This is a genomic window from Saccharopolyspora hirsuta (genome assembly GCF_008630535.1).
In the GTDB taxonomy this organism is placed as follows: Bacteria; Actinomycetota; Actinomycetes; order Mycobacteriales; family Pseudonocardiaceae; genus Saccharopolyspora; species Saccharopolyspora hirsuta.
The window spans coordinates 1-16,297 of sequence record NZ_VWPH01000019.1; the positions used below are offsets into that span (position 1 = coordinate 1).

19 protein-coding genes are annotated in these 16,297 nt (G+C 72.0%); 5 read left to right on the forward strand and 14 right to left on the reverse strand.

The window, feature by feature from the left end:
- Together F1721_RS31465 and F1721_RS31470 are read left to right on the forward strand one after the other, a co-directional pair.
- Window positions 1-740, forward strand: a 740-nt coding sequence (locus F1721_RS31465; protein WP_150070478.1) for a hemolysin family protein, incomplete at its 5' end; no start/stop codon positions are given.
- Entirely contained in the window at window positions 737-1,777 is a 1,041-nt protein-coding gene (locus tag F1721_RS31470) for a hemolysin family protein (protein WP_150070479.1), read from the forward strand. The genes F1721_RS31465 and F1721_RS31470, both read left to right, overlap by 4 nt.
- A 61-nt stretch (window positions 1,778-1,838) precedes the next feature.
- Here F1721_RS31470 and F1721_RS31475 read toward each other — a convergent pair whose 3' ends face one another.
- The 13 genes from F1721_RS31475 to F1721_RS31535 form a co-directional block, all read right to left on the reverse strand.
- Window positions 1,839-2,627 carry a TIGR03084 family metal-binding protein gene (locus F1721_RS31475; protein WP_150070480.1) on the reverse strand — a complete coding sequence of 263 codons (789 nt, stop codon included), beginning with the start codon at window positions 2,625-2,627 and terminating at the stop codon, window positions 1,839-1,841.
- 16 nt (window positions 2,628-2,643) lie between these two features.
- Window positions 2,644-3,039 (reverse strand): Zn-ribbon domain-containing OB-fold protein, encoded by a 396-nt coding sequence (locus tag F1721_RS31480; RefSeq protein ID WP_150070481.1) that lies wholly within the window; start codon window positions 3,037-3,039, stop codon window positions 2,644-2,646.
- A 24-nt stretch (window positions 3,040-3,063) separates the two neighbouring features.
- Complete coding sequence (locus tag F1721_RS31485; RefSeq protein WP_150070482.1) at window positions 3,064-4,236, reverse strand: thiolase family protein; 1,173 nt, start codon at window positions 4,234-4,236, stop codon at window positions 3,064-3,066.
- Window positions 4,237-4,370: 134 nt separating this feature from the next.
- Entirely contained in the window at window positions 4,371-4,955 is a 585-nt protein-coding gene (locus F1721_RS31490; protein WP_246155422.1) for a class F sortase, read from the reverse strand.
- 90 nt (window positions 4,956-5,045) lie between these two features.
- On the reverse strand, window positions 5,046-5,711 hold the full coding sequence (locus tag F1721_RS34640; protein WP_170301668.1) for a hypothetical protein: 666 nt from the start codon (window positions 5,709-5,711) through the stop codon (window positions 5,046-5,048).
- Window positions 5,712-6,219: 508 nt separating this feature from the next.
- Window positions 6,220-7,401, reverse strand: coding sequence for an MFS transporter (locus F1721_RS31500; protein WP_150070483.1), 1,182 nt, complete (start codon window positions 7,399-7,401; stop codon window positions 6,220-6,222).
- Window positions 7,402-7,501: 100 nt separating this feature from the next.
- A complete protein-coding gene (locus F1721_RS31505) occupies window positions 7,502-8,311 on the reverse strand; it encodes a serine protease (protein WP_246155423.1) in 810 nt (269 codons plus the stop codon).
- A 134-nt stretch (window positions 8,312-8,445) separates the two neighbouring features.
- Entirely contained in the window at window positions 8,446-9,549 is a 1,104-nt protein-coding gene (gene pqqE, locus F1721_RS31510; protein ID WP_150070484.1) for a pyrroloquinoline quinone biosynthesis protein PqqE, read from the reverse strand.
- A complete protein-coding gene (pqqD, locus tag F1721_RS31515; RefSeq protein WP_150070485.1) occupies window positions 9,542-9,811 on the reverse strand; it encodes a pyrroloquinoline quinone biosynthesis peptide chaperone PqqD in 270 nt (89 codons plus the stop codon). The genes pqqE and pqqD overlap by 8 nt, the downstream gene beginning before the upstream one ends.
- Window positions 9,811-10,500: a pyrroloquinoline-quinone synthase PqqC gene (gene pqqC / locus F1721_RS31520; protein ID WP_150070486.1), complete on the reverse strand. Its 690-nt coding sequence runs from the start codon at window positions 10,498-10,500 to the stop codon at window positions 9,811-9,813. The genes pqqD and pqqC overlap by 1 nt, the downstream gene beginning before the upstream one ends.
- Window positions 10,497-11,396: a pyrroloquinoline quinone biosynthesis protein PqqB gene (gene pqqB / locus F1721_RS31525; protein WP_150070487.1), complete on the reverse strand. Its 900-nt coding sequence runs from the start codon at window positions 11,394-11,396 to the stop codon at window positions 10,497-10,499. Before pqqB ends, pqqC begins: the two co-directional genes overlap by 4 nt.
- A 67-nt stretch (window positions 11,397-11,463) precedes the next feature.
- Window positions 11,464-11,574 (reverse strand): pyrroloquinoline quinone precursor peptide PqqA, encoded by a 111-nt coding sequence (gene pqqA, locus F1721_RS31530; protein WP_150070600.1) that lies wholly within the window; start codon window positions 11,572-11,574, stop codon window positions 11,464-11,466.
- A gap of 209 nt (window positions 11,575-11,783) precedes the next feature.
- Window positions 11,784-12,365 (reverse strand): hypothetical protein, encoded by a 582-nt coding sequence (locus F1721_RS31535; protein WP_150070488.1) that lies wholly within the window; start codon window positions 12,363-12,365, stop codon window positions 11,784-11,786.
- A 138-nt stretch (window positions 12,366-12,503) separates the two neighbouring features.
- Here F1721_RS31535 and F1721_RS31540 point away from each other — a divergent pair, with 138 nt between their 5' ends.
- From F1721_RS31540 to F1721_RS31550, 3 genes are all read left to right on the forward strand, one after another.
- Window positions 12,504-13,286 carry an NPP1 family protein gene (locus F1721_RS31540; RefSeq protein WP_150070489.1) on the forward strand — a complete coding sequence of 261 codons (783 nt, stop codon included), beginning with the start codon at window positions 12,504-12,506 and terminating at the stop codon, window positions 13,284-13,286.
- Between the two features lie 91 nt (window positions 13,287-13,377).
- Window positions 13,378-14,058, forward strand: coding sequence for an HAD family hydrolase (locus F1721_RS31545; RefSeq protein ID WP_170301669.1), 681 nt, complete (start codon window positions 13,378-13,380; stop codon window positions 14,056-14,058).
- A 62-nt stretch (window positions 14,059-14,120) separates the two neighbouring features.
- The gene (locus tag F1721_RS31550; RefSeq protein WP_150070491.1) at window positions 14,121-15,248 is read left to right on the forward strand and encodes an MFS transporter; all 1,128 of its coding nucleotides are present in this window, start codon (window positions 14,121-14,123) and stop codon (window positions 15,246-15,248) included.
- Here the strand turns inward: F1721_RS31550 and F1721_RS31555 are convergent.
- Entirely contained in the window at window positions 15,245-16,297 is a 1,053-nt protein-coding gene (locus F1721_RS31555) for a glycerophosphodiester phosphodiesterase family protein (protein WP_150070492.1), read from the reverse strand. The two genes, F1721_RS31550 and F1721_RS31555, sit on opposite strands and share 4 nt — an antisense overlap.

Sequence of the window (16,297 nt, forward strand, 5' to 3'; positions counted from 1 at the left end):
AGCACGGGACGTTGGATGAGTCCACGGCGGAGTTGATGGACCGGTCGTTGCGGTTCGGTGAGCGCACCGCTGAGGAGCTCATGACGCCGCGGGTGCGGGTGGAGTCGCTGCAGGTCGGTGACAGTGTTCTGGACCTGCTGGAGCTGGCCCGCCGCACGGGCTTCTCCCGATTCCCCGTCCACGGCGGCGACCTCGACGACATCCACGGCGTCGTCCACGTCAAGAAGGCTTTCGGGCTGCCAGCCGAGGAACGCGAACGCGTTCTCGTCGGTTCGCTCACCCAGCCCGTTCCCACGGTGCCGGAGACATTGGACGGTGATGCTCTGCTGGAGACCCTGCGCGGATCGGGTCTGCAGCTGGCCGTCGTGGTCGACGAGTACGGCGGGTCTGCGGGCATCGTGACCCTGGAGGACGTGGTCGAGGAGATCATCGGCGACGTCCGCGACGAGCACGACCGGGGCGAACTTCCCACGGTGCGGCGGATCGGCGACCGCACGTGGCTGGTCTCCGGGTTGCTGCGACCGGACGAGCTGACCGAGGCCACCGGTCTCGCCATGCCCGACGGGGATTACGAGACCGTCGCCGGGTACGTGCTGAGCGAGCTGGGTCGGATTCCCACCGTGGGTGATGAGATCACCGGTGACGGCTGGGAATTGACGGTGTCCAAGATGGACCGCAACCGCATCGCCGAGCTCCGCCTCAGCGGCCGACCGGCCGACGCCGAGGAGGAAGCGCGATGAGTGATGGTTTCGCGATTCTGCTGGGTGTTGTGCTGCTGTTGCTGAACGCGTTCTTCGTGGGGGCGGAGTTCTCGCTGCTGTCCTCCCGGCGCGACCGGCTGGAAGCCCTGGCCGCACAAGGCAAAACCCGCGCCCGGCTGGTGATCAACGCCAGCCAGCAGGGCTCGCTCATGCTCGCCTCCGCCCAGCTGGGCATCACCCTGTGCTCCCTGGGCCTCGGACGCCTGGGCGAGCCCGCCGTGGCCCACCAGCTCCAAGTCCCCTTCAGCGCGCTGGGGATCCCCGAGCCGGTGACCCACGCGGTGGCCTTCGCCATCGCGCTGGCACTGGTGGTCGTGCTGCACGTGCTCATCGGCGAAATGGTCCCCAAGAACCTGGCCCTGGCCGAACCGGAGAAAGTCGCCCTGTGGCTGGTGCCGCCGCTGGTCGGGTTCGTCAAACTCGCCCGCCCGCTCATCGCCCTGTTCAACATGATGGCCAACACCGTCCTGCGCCTGATGCGCGTGGAACCCAAGGACGAACTCGACACCGCCTACACCTCCGCCGAACTCGCCGAACTCCTCGTCGAATCCCGCCGCGAAGGACTCATCGACCACTCCGAACACCGCCGACTCACCCAAACCCTCAACTCCCTCCAACACACCGTCACCGACGTCCTCGTGCCGATGACCGAGCTCACCACGCTGCCCGCCCGCCCCACGCTGGGCGACGTGGAACGCGTGGTCGGCGAGACCGGGTTCTCCAGGTTCCCGGTCCGGGGCGACGACGGCCGACTGCGCGGCTACCTGCACATCAAGGACGTCCTCGACCAGATCGGGCACGAGAACTCGACACCGGTGGCTCCCGCCTGCATCCGGCGGTTGCCCACGGTTCCGGCGGATGCTCGGCTGGACGAGGCCCTCGCGTCCTTGCGGCGCTCGGGCAGCCACCTCGCCACCGCCGTCGACACCACCGGCACCCCCGTCGGCGTCGTCGCGATGGAAGACCTCGTCGAGGAATACGTCGGCACCGTCCGCGACACGACGCACGTGCGCTGACGCGGAGTTTCGTTCGGGGCGCTGCCCGCCGCACCTGCGGTGGGCAGCGCCCCGGCTGCTCTCAACTCGTCCGGCTGGGCTGGCGGCCCGGACCGGGATCGCCCGCGAAGGCCTGGGCGATGGGCAGCCACCGCTCAGCGGTGCGCCCGGTGGCGGTGACCGACAGGTCGTCGCGGTGGCGGCGCTGGGTGACGAGCAGGCAGAAGTCCAGGGCGGGCCCGGTGACCCGGTCCGGGGCCTCCGGCGGCCCCCAGGTCCACAGCTCGCCGTCCGGCGCGGTCAGCTCCACCCGCACCGGTTCGGCCGGGACGGGCAGACCGCGCAGCGCGAACGCGAACCCCAGCGTGCGGACCCCGAGGTGGGCGACGTGCCGCAGCCGGGCGGTGGGCTCGCGGTGCAGGCCGAGCGCGTCGACCACGTCCTGGCCGTGCGCCCAGGTCTCCATGATCCGCGCGGTCGCCATGGACGGGACCTTCATGGGCGGGCCGAACCACGGCACGCGGAGGTCCTCCGGCGCCGCGACCAGGGCGCGCTCCAAGTCCGCCCGCCCGGCCCGCCAGCGCTCCAGCAGCTCCTGCGGGGCCAGCCGGGCGCCTTCGGCAGCACCTTCGTCGACCGCCTCGCCGAGCGGGACCTCGGCAGTGCGGAGTTCCTCGCGGAATCCGCCGGGATCGGTCACCGCGCGGTGCGCTTTGGCATCCGTCCACGCCAGGTGGGCGATCTGGTGCGCGATCGTCCACCCCTCGGCGGGTGTCGGCACGGCCCACTGCTCGGCGTCGAGGCCCGCCACGAGCGCGTCGAGCTCCGCGCTCTCGGCGCGCAGATCGGCCAGGACGGGGTTGTCGGGCATGCGTGCTCCTGGTGGTTCAGGCCGGGCGGAAGACGGGCACGGTCTCACTGCCCTCGGCGTGGTCGAAGCCGACCACGAGCGCGAGGCCCGAGGTCACGTCCTCGGGGGCGATGTCGACGATCCTGGCGTACAGCCACGGCCCCTCGGTCACCTCGACCAGCCCGGCGACGATGCGCACGGGCTCGCCGTCGGCGGGGGAGCGGCCGTGCACCACGGTCCAGGTGACCAGCTTCGCGGTGCCGAGCGCGGGAACCCAGGCGAGCCGGGCGCAACTGCAGGCCGAGCAGCTCTCGGCGTTCGGGGCGCTGACCGACGAGCAGTCCTCGCAGCGCCGCAGCAGCAGCTCGCCGCGGGCGGTGCCGTCGTAGAAGGGGGCGGACTCGGCGTCGCGGGCGACCGGGACGATCGGCACTCGGCGTTCCTCTCGTTCGCGGGGTCAGCTGTGCGGGTGGGGGCTGAGGACGAGCGTGGCGTGGTGGGACAGCAGACCGCCGTTCCCGCTGACCAGCACGACGTCGTTGCGCGGCGCCTGCCGCGGCCCGCCGTGCCCGCGCGCCTGGATGATCGCTTCGGACAGCGGCGTCATGCCCCACATGTAGTAGGACGACAGCTGACCGCCACCGGTGTTGACCGCGAGCGAACCACCGGGGGCCAGCGCACCGCTGGCCGCGAACGGACCACCTTCCCCCTTGGCGCAGAACCCGTAGTCCTCCAGGGTCAGCAGCGCGGTGTAGGTGTAGCAGTCGTACAGCTCGGCCACGTCCACGTCGGAGATGTCCAGCCCGGCCATCTTCAGCGCCGCGGGACCGGCTTGGGCCGCACCGCTGACCAGGCCGAACCGGCCGTCTCGGGCGTTCGGGTAGCCCACGTGGGCCTGCGCGAAGCCGAGCACGTGCACCGGGGGCTGGCGCAGCTGGGCGGCGCGGTCCGCGGAGGTGACCACCACGGCGATCCCGCCGTTGCTGACCAGGCAGCAGTCCAGCAGGTGCAGCGGTTCGGCGATCCAGCGGGACGCCTGGTGGTCGGCGATGGTGATCGGCTCGCGCAGCTGCGCCAGCGGGTTCATCGCGGCCCAGGCCCGCTGCGCGACCGCGATCGCGCCGAGCTGCTCGGAGGTGGTGCCGTAGGTCTCCATGTGCCGCCGGGCGGCCAGCGCGTACATGGCGTTGACGCTGGTCAACCCGGCCGCCGGGATCATCCCGGTGAAGCCGGTCGGCGGCCGTCGGCCGGAGTAGGCGGCCGCGCTGCCCTCGCCCTCGCGCAGCGGTGCGTCGGCGAACACGCACACCACCACGTCGGCCATCCCGGCCTGGATCGCCAGCGACGCGTGGGAGACCATCGCACCGGCCGAGGCGCCGAAGGCCTGGATCTCCGACAGCAGGCGCAGGTCCTGGAGCTGCAGCTGGGACTGCAGGTCGACGCCGACCTCGCCGGTGGTGCCGGAATTGGTGAGCAGGCCGTCCACATCGGACAGATCGAGCCCGGCGTCGGCCACCGCGAGCCGCACCGCGTCGGCGGCGAACCGGGCCGCGCTGCGACCGTAGACCTTGCCCATCTCGGTGATGCCCAGCCCGGCGATCACCGGGCGGCGGGCCGCCGAGCCGGTCATCCTGCCTCCCCGCGGTCCGATTTCCGGACCCCGTTCGGTCCGCAATTCGTCCTGCCATCCTGACGTCCGGAACACCGGAATCGCAAGGGGTCGCCCGGCGGATCGCGGACCGGCGTCCACATCGGAGCGGGGAGTCAGCGGAGGTGGCCGTAGACGATCACGTTGTCCTCGTAGCTGCGCTGCGCCTCGTCGAAGGATCCGCCGCAGGTGATCAGGCGGATCTCGGGGCGCGGCACGTCGCCGTAGACGGCCTGGGTGGGGAACCGGTCCTTCGGCGCGGTCTCCACGCGGTCGACCACGTAGGTCACCCGAGAGCCGTCCGCGCGCTCCACGGTGACCGGATCGCCGGGGCGGAGGTCGCGCAGCCGGTAGAAGACGCCCGCCGCGGTGTAGGAGTCGACGTGGCCCAGCACGACGAAGGGGCCGACCTCGCCCGCCCCGGGGCCGAGCCGGAACCAGCCCGCCTGCTCGGGCTTCTCGATCGGGGGAACCTCGGCGGAGCCGTCGGGGTTGAGCCCGAGCGGCACCAGTGTCGACTGGACGCGGATGCCGGGGATGCTGATGGCCAGCGGGCGCGGATCACCCGGGACCGGGCCGGTGGCCTCGGCGCTGGCGGGCGCTGGCGGGGGTGCGGAGCGGGCGTCGACGGGGTGGGGGTCGGCGGCGACCGCGACGGTCATCAGCACGACCGACCACACCAGCAGGATCGCGGTTCGCACGGCGCACCTCCAGCCCGTTCACCTCGTCGACGGCCGGAACGGGTTGGTGGTGCGCACCTCTGGGGCGCGCACCACCGACCCCGTTCGGAATCAGTTGCGCTGCTCGGCGTGGCGACGGCGGTGCAGGTAGGCACCACCGGCGGCCAGCGCGGTGAGCGCCAGCCCGCCCGCGGCCAGCAGCGGGCCGGAGCCGTCGGTCTTCTGCTCCTGCGCCATGGCCCCGCCGCCCGCTTGGACGCCGCCCACCGGCTTCTGCTCGACCTGCGGCCGCTGGGTCGGCATCGGGGCCTGCGGTTTGGCCGTCGGAACCTGGGTCGGCCGGGCCTGCGTCGGGCTCACCGTCGGCCGCTGCTCGGGCCGCTGCTGCTGCGGTTGCTGCTGCTGAGGCGGTGGTGCGACCGGCGGCGGCGCGACCGGCGGCGGCGCGACCTCGGGCGGAGGCGCGACGGCCGGTGGCGGCGCCACCTCCTCGCACTCACCCGGCTTGCAGGGCGGTGGCGGCGGGCATTCCTCCGGCTTGCAGTTCGGCGGAGGCGTGCAGTTGTGGTCCCCCGGTGAGCACTGGCCGTGGTCCGGCTTCTGGTCCTGGTCCTGGTCCTGCGTCTGGTCTTGACCCTGGTCCTGGTCCTGGTCCACGGCGAGCACCGGTGACGGTGCCTGGCCAGGTGCCGCACCGGCGGCCAGTGGGGTCAGGCTGAACGACGCGCCCAGCACAAAGGCGGCGATGCCGCCGATGCGTACAAGCTTTGCGGACACCTGAACCTCCTTTTGATCAGTTGAGTGGGAATTCCTCGCTCAAAATCATTTCCAGATCGCCTCGCGAGATTTGAAAGGAGGCTGTTCGTACGGTAAGCACCCATTTCGCGATCGGCAGCCGCAGGAATACATGATCATACGATCGGGGAGTAGTTGATGTGTCCAATCGGGATTGAACATCACTGATCGTGAACACAAGGTCGAAAACGAGACGATCGCGAGGCGAGTTGTCGACATTTGTCGATCTGAATCGGGTGACATAGTTACGGATCGTCACATCGAGTCTCGAGTGGGGGTGGTTGTTCGCGCGGTCCGGTAGATCGAATTGTGCGGCAATCCCCCTTTGTGGTCACCGGGGGTTCGAATTCGATCAGGCGTGCGCTGATCCAGATCCCCGGGAATTGCGATCAAGGCCCCGGGAAAATGATCGGTCCATTATTTACCGATCTCGACAATCGTCGATCGATCAATTTTCCGGCGGCTGTGTTGATCGCGCACTGTGGACGGTTCAGCGGGCGCGCCGGGAGCCCAGCGCGCGCATCGCGAGCGCGCCGAGCAGCGGACCCGGGGCCAGCACCAGGAAGGCGTAGCGCCAGCCGGTGAGCCCGGCGATCACCGGCACCAGGTTGATCGTGACCACCGTGATCAGGAAGCCGATCGCGGTCTGCGCGGTCAGCGCGGTGCCGATGTAGCGGGCGTCGGCGACCTCGCTGAGCGCGGTGGAGAACACCCCGGAATCCGCGATCACCGCCGCGCCCCAGACCAGGAGCAAGCCGACCAGGAGCGGCCAGGACGCGCCGAAGACCAGCGGCGACAGCACGCAGCACGCGCCGCTGACCACGAGGGCCGCCCCGGCGGCGGGCGCGCGGCCGAAGCGGTCGGCACCCCACCCGGCGAGCAGGCAGCCGACCACCCCGGCGATGCCGATGGCGGCGAAGGACAGGAGCCCGACGGTGCTTTGGGCGCTGCCGGTGCTGGCGCCGACGAACGCCGGGAGCCAGGTCCACAGGGCGTAGAGCTCCCACATGTGCCCGAAGTAGCCGAGGTTGGCCAGCCGCGGCCCGCGCTCGCGGAACATCTCCAGCGCGTACCTGGGCCGGTGGTGCGCGGCACCGCCCGACAGGTGCGGTCCCGGCCGGACCAGGGCTGCCGCCAGCACCGCGGCCGCGACGCCGATGGCCGCCGCGGTGAGGAGCACGCCCTGCCAGGCGAGCGTGCCGAGCCCGTTGATCAGGTGCGGCAGCGCGGACCCGGCGGTGAGCGCGCCGATGAGGACGCCGAGCGCGAGCCCGCGGCCGGTCGAACCGAACCAGGAGGCCATCAGCTTCATCCCCACCGGGTAGACCCCGGCCAGGAAGAACCCGGTGCACAACCGGCACAGCACCGCGGGCCAGAACCCGTCGGCGAGCAGCGGGACCGCTGCGGTCGCGGCGGCCGCGCCGAGCGCGGAGAGCGCGGCGACGCGCTGCGGCGGGAACCGGTCGGGCAGGTTGAGCGCGGCCGAGGTGACCGCCCCCAGCACGAAGCCCACCTGCACCGACGCGGTGAGCCAGACGGCCTGCAGATCGCTGATGTGCCAGGCCGCGCGCAGGCCGGGCACGACCGCGGAGGCGGAGAACCACATCGCCATCGCCAGCACCTGCATCGCGGCGATGAGCCCGAGCTGGACGTACCGGTTGCTGCTCGTCATGGACGTCCCAGTTGCTCCTCGTGCCCGTCGCGCCAGGTCGGCGCCGGGAGAAACTACCCGCGCGATCCGGCCGCGGTCCAGGTGGCGCTGGCCACGCGGGCTACTGCTGGGCCCGGAAGCCCTGGGTCCCGGTCACCAGGCGGACGTCGCGCAGCGACGAGTGGGTGCGCAGGTACTCCAGCTCGCGCGCGAGGTCGCCCGCGCCGTTGCTGCCGAAGTCCGGCGAGACGTTCAGCGTGGCCAGGACGCCGACCGCGCGTCCTGCGGAGTCGAGCACCGCGCTGCCGGAATCGCCGGGGACGCCCGGCATCGAGGTGCGGATGGTGTGGTTCCAGCCCCCGCCGCTGTCGCCGAGCGATCGGCCCCGCTTGGCGTTGAGGTCGGCGGGACCGGTGCGCAGCTGCGCGCTGCCGTAGGTCACGACCTCGTCGCCCTCCTGGAGGCCCGCGGTGTTCAGCCCGGTCGGCCCGCCCCAGCTCGGCAGGCTCGGGTTGACCTTCGCGACGTCCGCCCGATCCAGCTCGACCAGCGCGAAGTCGTTGTGCGCGCAGGCGTTGGCGTCGGTCTCCCCGGCGGCCTGCATGGCCAGCCACGAGCTGTAGGCCAGCACGCCCTCCCGGCTCGCCCCGGTCACGCGGACCTTGGTGCCGACGGGCATCGACGGGGTGGTGCAGCCGTTGGTCTGCCCCTCGGTGCCGGTGGTCGCGCAGTGCGCGGCCTGCCCGAGGTAGACCTTCGACCCGCTCTCGAAGACGAAGTTCGAGGTGCACTGGGCGGAGCCGGTCGCGGTCCGCACCCCCGGGTGCACCGCCGCGGTGGACGCGGCCGCCCACTCCGGTCCGGCGGAGGCGGTCCCGGCGGTCAGGACGAGCACGCCGAGCAGCGGTGTCACCAGCGTCTTCGCGATCACGGCGTCCTCCCGGAGCAGATCGGTCCGGGCTGCGCGGCCCGGGGGCGACGTGACCCGACTGGTAGCACACCCCTCACCCCGCGGCGATGCGGATCTGAGCTGCGGTTCCGGGAGGGGCTGGTGTGGTGCGCGAGCTAGTCGTCCGCCCGGGACGCGGTGTCGCGCGGGTGCGGGCGCGGGGTCAGGACCGCTTCGACGGGCTGGTCGGAGTTGGCGGCCCGGACCGCCTCGGCGACCAGCTCGTGGTCGGGGGACAGGGTGCAGACCGGGTCGGTGCGGCTCGCGTCGCCGGTGAGCAGGAACGCCTGGCAGCGGCAGCCGCCGAAGTCCACGTCCCGGCGGGCGCAGCTGCGGCACGGTTCGCCCATCCAGTCGGTGCCGCGGAAGCGCTGGAACACCGGGGATTCCGACCAGATCCAGGACAGCGGGTGCTCCTGCACGTTGGCGCGCGGCAGCGGCAGTTCCTGCGCGGCGGGGCAGGGGAGCACGTCGCCGTTCGGCGCGACCGTGAGCTGCCGGTGGCCCCAGCCGCCCATGCAGGGCTTGGGGGGCTGGCCGTAGTAGTCGGGCAGGACGTAGATGATCTCCATCCGCCCGGCCAGCCGCTCGCGCGCGGCGCGCACCACCACCTCCGCCCGGTCCAGCTGCTCCCGGCTGGGCAGCAGGGCGTCGCGGTTGCGCCGCGCCCAGCCGTAGTACTGGGTGTTGGCCAGCTCGATGCGGTCGGCACCGAGGCGTTCGGCCAGGGCGAGGACGTCGGCGATGCCGTCGATGTTCAGCCGGTGCAGCACCACGTTCAGCGTCAACGGCCAGCCCAGTTCCTTCACCAGGTGCGCGCCCGCGATCTTGCGCTGGAAGGACGTGGTGCCCGCGATGCGGTCCGAGGCACCCGCTTCGTGGGCCTGGAGGCTGATCTGGACGTGGTCGAGCCCGGCGGCCCGCAGCTGCTCGGCCCGCTGCGCGGACAGGCCCAGGGCGCTGGTGATGAGGTTGGTGTACATGCCGAGGTCGTGGGCGCTGCGCACGATGTCCACCACGTCGCGGCGCTGCAGCGGTTCGCCACCGGACAGGTGCAGCTGCAGCACGCCCAGCTCGCGGGCCTCGGCCAGCACCCGCTGCCACTGCCCGGTGTCCAGCTCGTCCCGGTAGGCGGCCATGTCGAGCGGGTTGGAGCAGTACGGGCAGTGCAGCGGGCAGGCGTAGGTGAGCTCGGCGAGCAGGCCGAACGGACTAGGCATCCCGGACCTCCAGGTACCGCTTTCCGACCAGGCGGGCGAGGAACTGCGCCACCTCGTCGGGCGGCACGTGCTCGTAGCGCCCGCGCAGCTCCTCGACGATCTCGGCGACGCTGCGCCGCCCGTCGCACAGTTCGAGGACCGCCGCGCCGGTCGGGTTGAGCACCGACACCGCTTCCGGTGCCAGCAGCAGGTGCTGCTCGCGCACGCGGTCGAAGGTCACGCGCACGTGCGGGGTCAGCTCCGGGCGGCTGGACTCGTCCATCACACCTGCTCTGGATAGGCCTGGTCGATGGCGTCGAGGACGCTCCAGAGCACGTCGCACTTGAACGACAGCGCGTCCACCGCGCGAGCCTGCTCCTCGGCGGTGCGGCAGTGCTCGGTCACCACTTCCATCGCGTGCTCGGCGTCGCGCGGGGCCTGGGTGAGGCGAGCCCGGAAGTAGGCCAGACCGTCGCGGTCGATCCACGGGTAGTGGCGCTCGAAGGCCGCCAGGCGCTCGGCCATCAGGTCCGGGGCGAACAGCTCGGTCAGCGACGAGGCCACCGCCTCGACCCACGGACGGGTGCGGGCGAAGTTCACGTAGGCGTCGACGGCGAAGCGGACCCCGGGCACCACGTGCCGCTCGTCGAGCACCTCGGCGCGGGTCAGCCCGACCGCCTCGGACAGCCGCAGCCAGGCCTCGATGCCGCCGTCCTCGCCCGCCGCGCCGTCGTGGTCGAGGATGCGCTGGACCCACCTCCGGCGGACCTCCCGGTCCGGGCAGTTGGCCAGGATCGCGGCGTCCTTGCGGGGGATGTTCTCCTGGTAGTAGAAGCGGTTGGCCACCCAGCCCCGGATCTGCCGCGGGTCGAGCCGCCCCTCGTTCATCCGCACGTGGAACGGGTGCTGGTGGTGGTATCGCTGCGACTGGGCCCGCAACGCCGCGGTGAAGCTGTCGGTGAGCGCGGTCACGATGTCAACCGCACCTCCAATCCGTCGTTCGCCACTTCGACGCCGTGCTGCTCGACGGTGCGCCGCTCGGGCGAGTCGTCGAGCAGGACCGGGTTGGTGTTGTTGATGTGAACGTAGATCTTGCGCTCGGCGGGCAGCGCGGCCAGCCGCCGCAGGCTGCCGTCCGGACCGGAGATGGGCAGGTGGCCCATGTCCCGCGAGGTCTTCCCGGCCAGCCCGAGCCGGATCATCTCGTCGTCGTGCCAGCAGGTCCCGTCGACCAGCAGGCAGTCGCCGTCCGCCAGCTCGGCCAGCACCGCCGGGGTGAGCTCCTGCACGCCGGGCAGGTACACCGCGGTGCGGCCGGTGGTCTCGTCGGTCAACCGGTAGCCGACCACCCGGCCGTGCTCCCGGCCGGGGCCGAACCGGTTGCGCTTGCTGGTCGGCACGTCGAAGGCCCGGTAGGACAACCCGCCGCCCAGCGGTGTGTCCGCGCCGGGCACGACCTCCCGCCAGGTCACCGCGCAGTAGGCCTCCAGGGTGCACAGGATCGCCGTTGCGCGGCAGAGGGTTTCCCGCACCGCGGCGGTGGCGTGCAGCTCGACGGACTTCGCCTCGCGGAGCAGCAGCAGGCCGAGGGTGTGGTCCAGCTCGGCATCGGTGAGCAGCACCGCCTGCAGCGGCGTGGCCCGCCCCGCACCCGGGCGCAGCGCGGGGAAGGACTCGACCTGGGTGCGGATGTCCGGCGAGGCGTTGAACAGGAACCACCGCTGGCGGTCAGCGCTCACCGCGATCGACGACTGGGTGCGGGGCAGCGCGGGGCGAGCACCCGTGCGCACCGCGCGGCAGTTCGGGCAGCCGCAGTTCCACTGCGGAAAACCGCCACCGGCCGCCGAACCGAGCACCCGCAACCACATTCCGACGCTCCTCGCTGGAAGTCCGGGCGGGCACCGGACCGCGCAGCCGGCACCCGCGGTGCAGTCGCTAGTCCTCCATCTGCGCCACGTACATCGTCACTTCGGCGGCGCAGCCGACGTCTTCGAAGTCCGGTGTCTCCCAGGCGACGAGCTCCGGGCGCGCAGCAGCGGATTCCATCATCAGACCCCTTTCTCTCTGCCGAATTCCGGCCGAGCGACCTCGGTCCGGACGTGCGAAGGTGAACAGGGCGTCCCCGCGGGGTGTACCGACCATAACGGGCGAGCGGCCCCCGCCCCAGATTCCCCACCCGACTGGCTCAGCGGGCCGACGCGCGCCCGGAACGGTCCCTGCCGCCGGTGAACGCGGTTCTCAGCACGTCACCGCAGTTAGTTGTCCATTGTGGATGATTGGGCCTGCCGCTCGAACTGCTCCGCGGTGGTGATGCCGCGGTCCAGCACGGCCCGGTACACCTCGTAGCCGGGAACCCCGGGCAGCGCGGACTTGATGCGCAGGATCGCGCGGCGGTGGTCGTCGGTGAGCCGCGGGGGCAGGGTGCGCAGGTGCTCGAGGTCGGGCTGGCGGTCCGGCTCGTCGACGAACCAGATGTCCAGCGTCCACTCCTGCCCGCTCGGGCAGCGGTACTCGACGCCGAGGTAGAGGCCGTCGGGATAGCGCGGATCGGTGTTCCAGCACCCGGTGTCGTCGCGGAAGCGGACCTGGCGAACCCGGTCGTGGACGGCGAGTTCGGCGCCGACCCCGGCCACGGCCGACTTCGCGGCCGGGTCCAGCCGCGGGCAGATCACCGTGATGTCCAGGTCCCGGCGCACCATCAGCCCCAGCGCGGCGCTGCCCACCCGCACCGGTTCGCCCAGCGCGCCCAGCAGTTCGCCGAGCCGGAGATCGGTGTGCACGAGGTCGGCCTCGGTCTGGAGTTCGCGCTGGCGCGCCAGCGGGTCTGCGGAGTCCATCTTGGGTGATTCTGCCACCGCGCAGATCCGGCCCGCTGCGCGCCGTCGGCGAGAAGTCGCCAGCGGTGTTCCGGCATTTCCGGCGGTGTGCGTAGGGTCGGGCTGATCTTCGCGCGCCGACCGGGAGGTGCTGTCGACATGGCTGCTGCGCGGCGGAAATCGACCAGCGGATTCGCCGCGCGGGCGCTGGTCGGCGCATCGGTGCTGGTGTTCGCGCTGCCACCGGGATCGGCGTTGGCCGAACCGCCGGAGGCGCTGCCGGGCTCCGCCCCGGAGGCCGACCTCAAGTGGCAGCCCGCGTTCGACTACGACGGGGACGGCTGCTACCCGACCCCGGCGATCGGACCGGACGGCGCGGTGGCCGAAGGGCTCAAGCCGTCCGGCTCGCTCAGCGGCGACTGCCACGACGAGTCCGACCTGGACAACACCAACTCCTACTCCCGCGCCGAGTGCGATCCGAGCGGCTGGTGCGCCTACCTCTACGACCTGTACTTCGAGAAGGACCAGGCGCTCGACGGGGTGGACGACATCTTCGGGCACCGGCACGACATCGAGCACGTCGTGGTGTGGGTGCACCAGGACCGGGCGGAGTACGTCTCCACCTCCGCGCACGGCGACTACTCGACCCGCCCCGCCGACGAGGTGTCCTGGGAGGGCACCCACCCGAAGATCGTCTACCACAAGGACGGGGCCAGCACGCACGCCTTCCGCTTCGCCAACCCCGACGAGCAGCCGGAGAACCACCGCGGGACCTGGCAGTACCCGACGCTCGTGGGCTGGGAGAACTACCCGGCGGGCATCCGGGACAAGCTGACCTCGGCCGACTTCGGAAAGGCCAGCCTGGCGATCTCCGACGGCGCCTTCGCGGACAACCTGGCCAAGGCCAAGCCGGAGGGCATCCCGTTCGACCCGCACAGCTGACCCCGCCCGGCGGATGCCCGGTTGTTGCCCTGGTCCTCCCGCGCGGCCGTCCGGTTGACTGCGGAGCAGCCGGACACCGAGGAGGGAGACCGTGGCGGTCAGCGAGGCCGGGGTGCGGGCGGAGGTCGCGCACGTCGTGTGGGACTGGAACGGGACGTTGTTCGACGACGCCGACGCGCTGATCCAGTCCACCATCGAGGCGTTCGAGGTGACCGGGCTGCCACCGGTCACCGTCGAGCAGTACCGCAGGCAGCACACCCAACCGATCGACCTGTTCTACGACCGGCTCTTCGGCGCCCCGGTGCCCCCGGACCTGCGGAGCGCGCTGCACGCGGCGTTCCACGAGGCCTACTCGCGGCGCAGGCCGACGTTGTCGCTGGCGGCGGAAGCCCGCGAGGTGCTGGGCGCGATCGCCGCGCGGGGGCTGTCGCAGTCGCTGCTGTCGATGCACCCGCACGACCGCTTGACCTCGCTGGTCGACGGATTCGGCATCACCGGGCACTTCGCGCGCATCGACGGCCAGCGCGGCCCGGACCGCGGTTTCAAGCGCGCGCACCTGGCCGAGCACCTGTCGCAGCTGCGACTGGCGGGTGACGTCGTGCTGCTGATCGGCGACAGCGTCGACGATGCGGTCGCGGCCAAGGAAGTCGGAACGCGGTGCGTGCTCTACGCCAGCGGTCTGCACGCGACCGAAGTCCTGGCGGAGCAGGGCGTCCCGGTCGTCACGTCCTTGCGCGCGGCGATCGAGCACGCGACGGGGGAGAGCCGGTGAGCGCGGGCGCGGAGGTGAGCGCGAGCCAGGGCTCGGTCGTGGCGGTCCTGCGATCCCGTTACGTGCCAAGGCTCCTGTCGGCCTCGCTGATCGGTCGGTTGCCGACCGGCATGGCGCCGCTGGCGATCCTGCTGACCGTCCGCGAGCACGGCGGCGACTACCGCTTGGCCGGTCTGCTCGCCGCCCTGTACGCCGGGAGCGCCGCGGTGTGCGGACCGGTGCTGGGGCGGCTGATCGACCGGACCCGCCAGGCCCCGGTGCTGCTGGCCAGCGCGGCGACCTCGACCGCGGCGTTCCTGGTGCTGGGCCTGGTCGACCCGGTGCGCTCGGTGGCGGTCGGGGCGGTCGCCGCCGTGGTCGCGGGCGCGGCGACTCCGCAGCTGGAACCGTGCCTGCGGGTGCTCTGGGAGCACGTCGTGGTGGGCGAGCACCACGTCCGTGCGGCGTTCTCGCTGGACGCGGCCACGCAAGAGCTGATCTTCGTGTGCGGGCCGCTGGTGGTCCTCGGTGCGACCGCCTTCGGCGGGCCGTCCGCGGGCCTGATCGCGGCGGCCGCGGTGGGACTGCTCGGCGCGGTGTGGTTCGCCACCGCCCGCCCGGCGCGGGCCTGGCGAGGTACGCGCGTGGAGCGGCACTGGGCGGGACCGCTGCGCGGTGCGGGTGTTCTCCGGTTGTTCGCCGCGCTGGTGTGTGTCGGCGCCACCATCGGCGCTTTCACCGTGGGCATCACGGGATACGCCGAGGTGGCGGGGAATCCGTCAGCGGCTGGCTGGCTGATCGCGCTCAACGCGGCCGGTGCGCTGGTCGGCGGGCTCGCCTACACCGCGGTCCCCGTCGCGCACCGCGAGGACCGCCGACTGCTGTTGCTGCTGGCCCTGCTCGCGCTCGGGTACCTGCCGCTGGTGCTGGTGCTGAACATCCCGGTGATGGCGGTGTTCGCGCTCCTGAGCGGCTGCGCGCTGCCCGCGGTGCTGGCGTCGGCCTTCGCCCTGATCGCGCGCATGGCCCCGGAAGGCACGCTGACCGAAGCGCACGCCTGGATGATCACCTCGTTCGGCGTCGGCAACGCCCTGGGATCCGCTGCGGCGGGCACGCTGCTGGATCTGGTCTCGCCCGCCGCGGCGTTCAGCCTGGCCACGGCGGCGGCCTGCGCCAGCACGGCCCTCGCCCTCCGCAGACTGCTCACCTAGTACTGCTCGGGCAGCTCGAACCCGCGCTGGCGCATGACCTCGCGGAGCCGGTCGGGGTAGTCGGTGATGATCCCGTCGACGCCGTCGTCGATCAGCTTGTGCATGGTCGCTTCGTCGTCGACGGTCCAGGGGATGACCGCGATCCACGCCCGGTGCGCGCGCTTGACCAGCTGCTTGGTCGTGTACGGCCGGTAGTCCGGATCCGTGACCTCGCCGTCCTGGGGGTCTCCGTGCACCGGGGAGAGGCCGTCGGCGCCGAAGGAGGCGACGGCGGCGACGAGGTCACCGCCGAAGTCGTCGATGTCGATGCCGCCCAGCCACGGAGAGGCGCCGGGGCGGCCCGGCTGCAGGAACTGGTCGCCGTTGGTCAGCGCGACGATGGGCAGCTCCGGGGCGACTTCCCGCATGCGCATCAGCGCGCCCCAGTCGAAGCTCTGGATCGAGACGCGGTCGGCGAGGCCCGATTCGCGCACCTGGCGGGCCACGATCTGCACGAACTCCTCGCGGGGAGCGGTTTCCTGGGGCGCTGCGGCCTCGACCTTCGTCTCGACGTTGAGCCGCACGTCGTCGGCGTCACGCTCCTCGACCAGGTCGAACACCTCGGTCAGCAGCGGCATGCGGGCACCCGGGCTGGGGCGCTGCGCCGGGTGCTGCGGCAGGGTCTGGGATCCGCAGTCGAGGGTGCGCACCTGCGCCAGGGTCAGGTCGACGACGTACTTGCCGACGTAGGGGAACTCCGGGTCCCCGGGGAAGGCCGGTGCGGTGTCGAGGCACTTCGCGCCCGAGATCTTCCGGTCGTGGGTGACCACGGCGTGGTGGTCCTCGGTGATCTGGACGTCGAGCTCCAGCGTGCTCACCCCTACCGCGAGCCCGTTGGAGAACGAGTCGAGCGTGCTCTCCACGACCAGCCCGAGCCCGCCCCGGTGGGCCTGCAGGTCGAAACCACCAGGGCCGTAGTGGTCGCCCGGATCGGCGAACGCGGTTGGGACGGTCAACGCCGTGGTGCAGCACGTGGTCACCAACGCGACCACGATGCGTCGCAGCGACAT

Bases quoted from the DNA above. Each gene is read 5' to 3' on its own strand.
- F1721_RS31470 (WP_150070479.1), top strand. From the start codon at position 737: ATGAGTGATGGTTTCGCGATTCTGCTGGGTGTTGTGCTGCTGTTGCTG.
- F1721_RS31475 (WP_150070480.1), bottom strand. From the start codon at position 2,627: ATGCCCGACAACCCCGTCCTGGCCGATCTGCGCGCCGAGAGCGCGGAG.
- F1721_RS31485 (WP_150070482.1), bottom strand. From the start codon at position 4,236: ATGACCGGCTCGGCGGCCCGCCGCCCGGTGATCGCCGGGCTGGGCATC.
- F1721_RS31500 (WP_150070483.1), bottom strand. From the start codon at position 7,401: ATGACGAGCAGCAACCGGTACGTCCAGCTCGGGCTCATCGCCGCGATG.
- pqqE (WP_150070484.1), bottom strand. From the start codon at position 9,549: ATGCCTAGTCCGTTCGGCCTGCTCGCCGAGCTCACCTACGCCTGCCCG.
- pqqD (WP_150070485.1), bottom strand. From the start codon at position 9,811: ATGGACGAGTCCAGCCGCCCGGAGCTGACCCCGCACGTGCGCGTGACC.
- pqqB (WP_150070487.1), bottom strand. From the start codon at position 11,396: ATGTGGTTGCGGGTGCTCGGTTCGGCGGCCGGTGGCGGTTTTCCGCAG.
- pqqA (WP_150070600.1), bottom strand. From the start codon at position 11,574: ATGGAATCCGCTGCTGCGCGCCCGGAGCTCGTCGCCTGGGAGACACCG.
- F1721_RS31535 (WP_150070488.1), bottom strand. From the start codon at position 12,365: ATGGACTCCGCAGACCCGCTGGCGCGCCAGCGCGAACTCCAGACCGAG.
- F1721_RS31540 (WP_150070489.1), top strand. From the start codon at position 12,504: ATGGCTGCTGCGCGGCGGAAATCGACCAGCGGATTCGCCGCGCGGGCG.
- F1721_RS31555 (WP_150070492.1), bottom strand. From the start codon at position 16,297: ATGTCGCTGCGACGCATCGTGGTCGCGTTGGTGACCACGTGCTGCACC.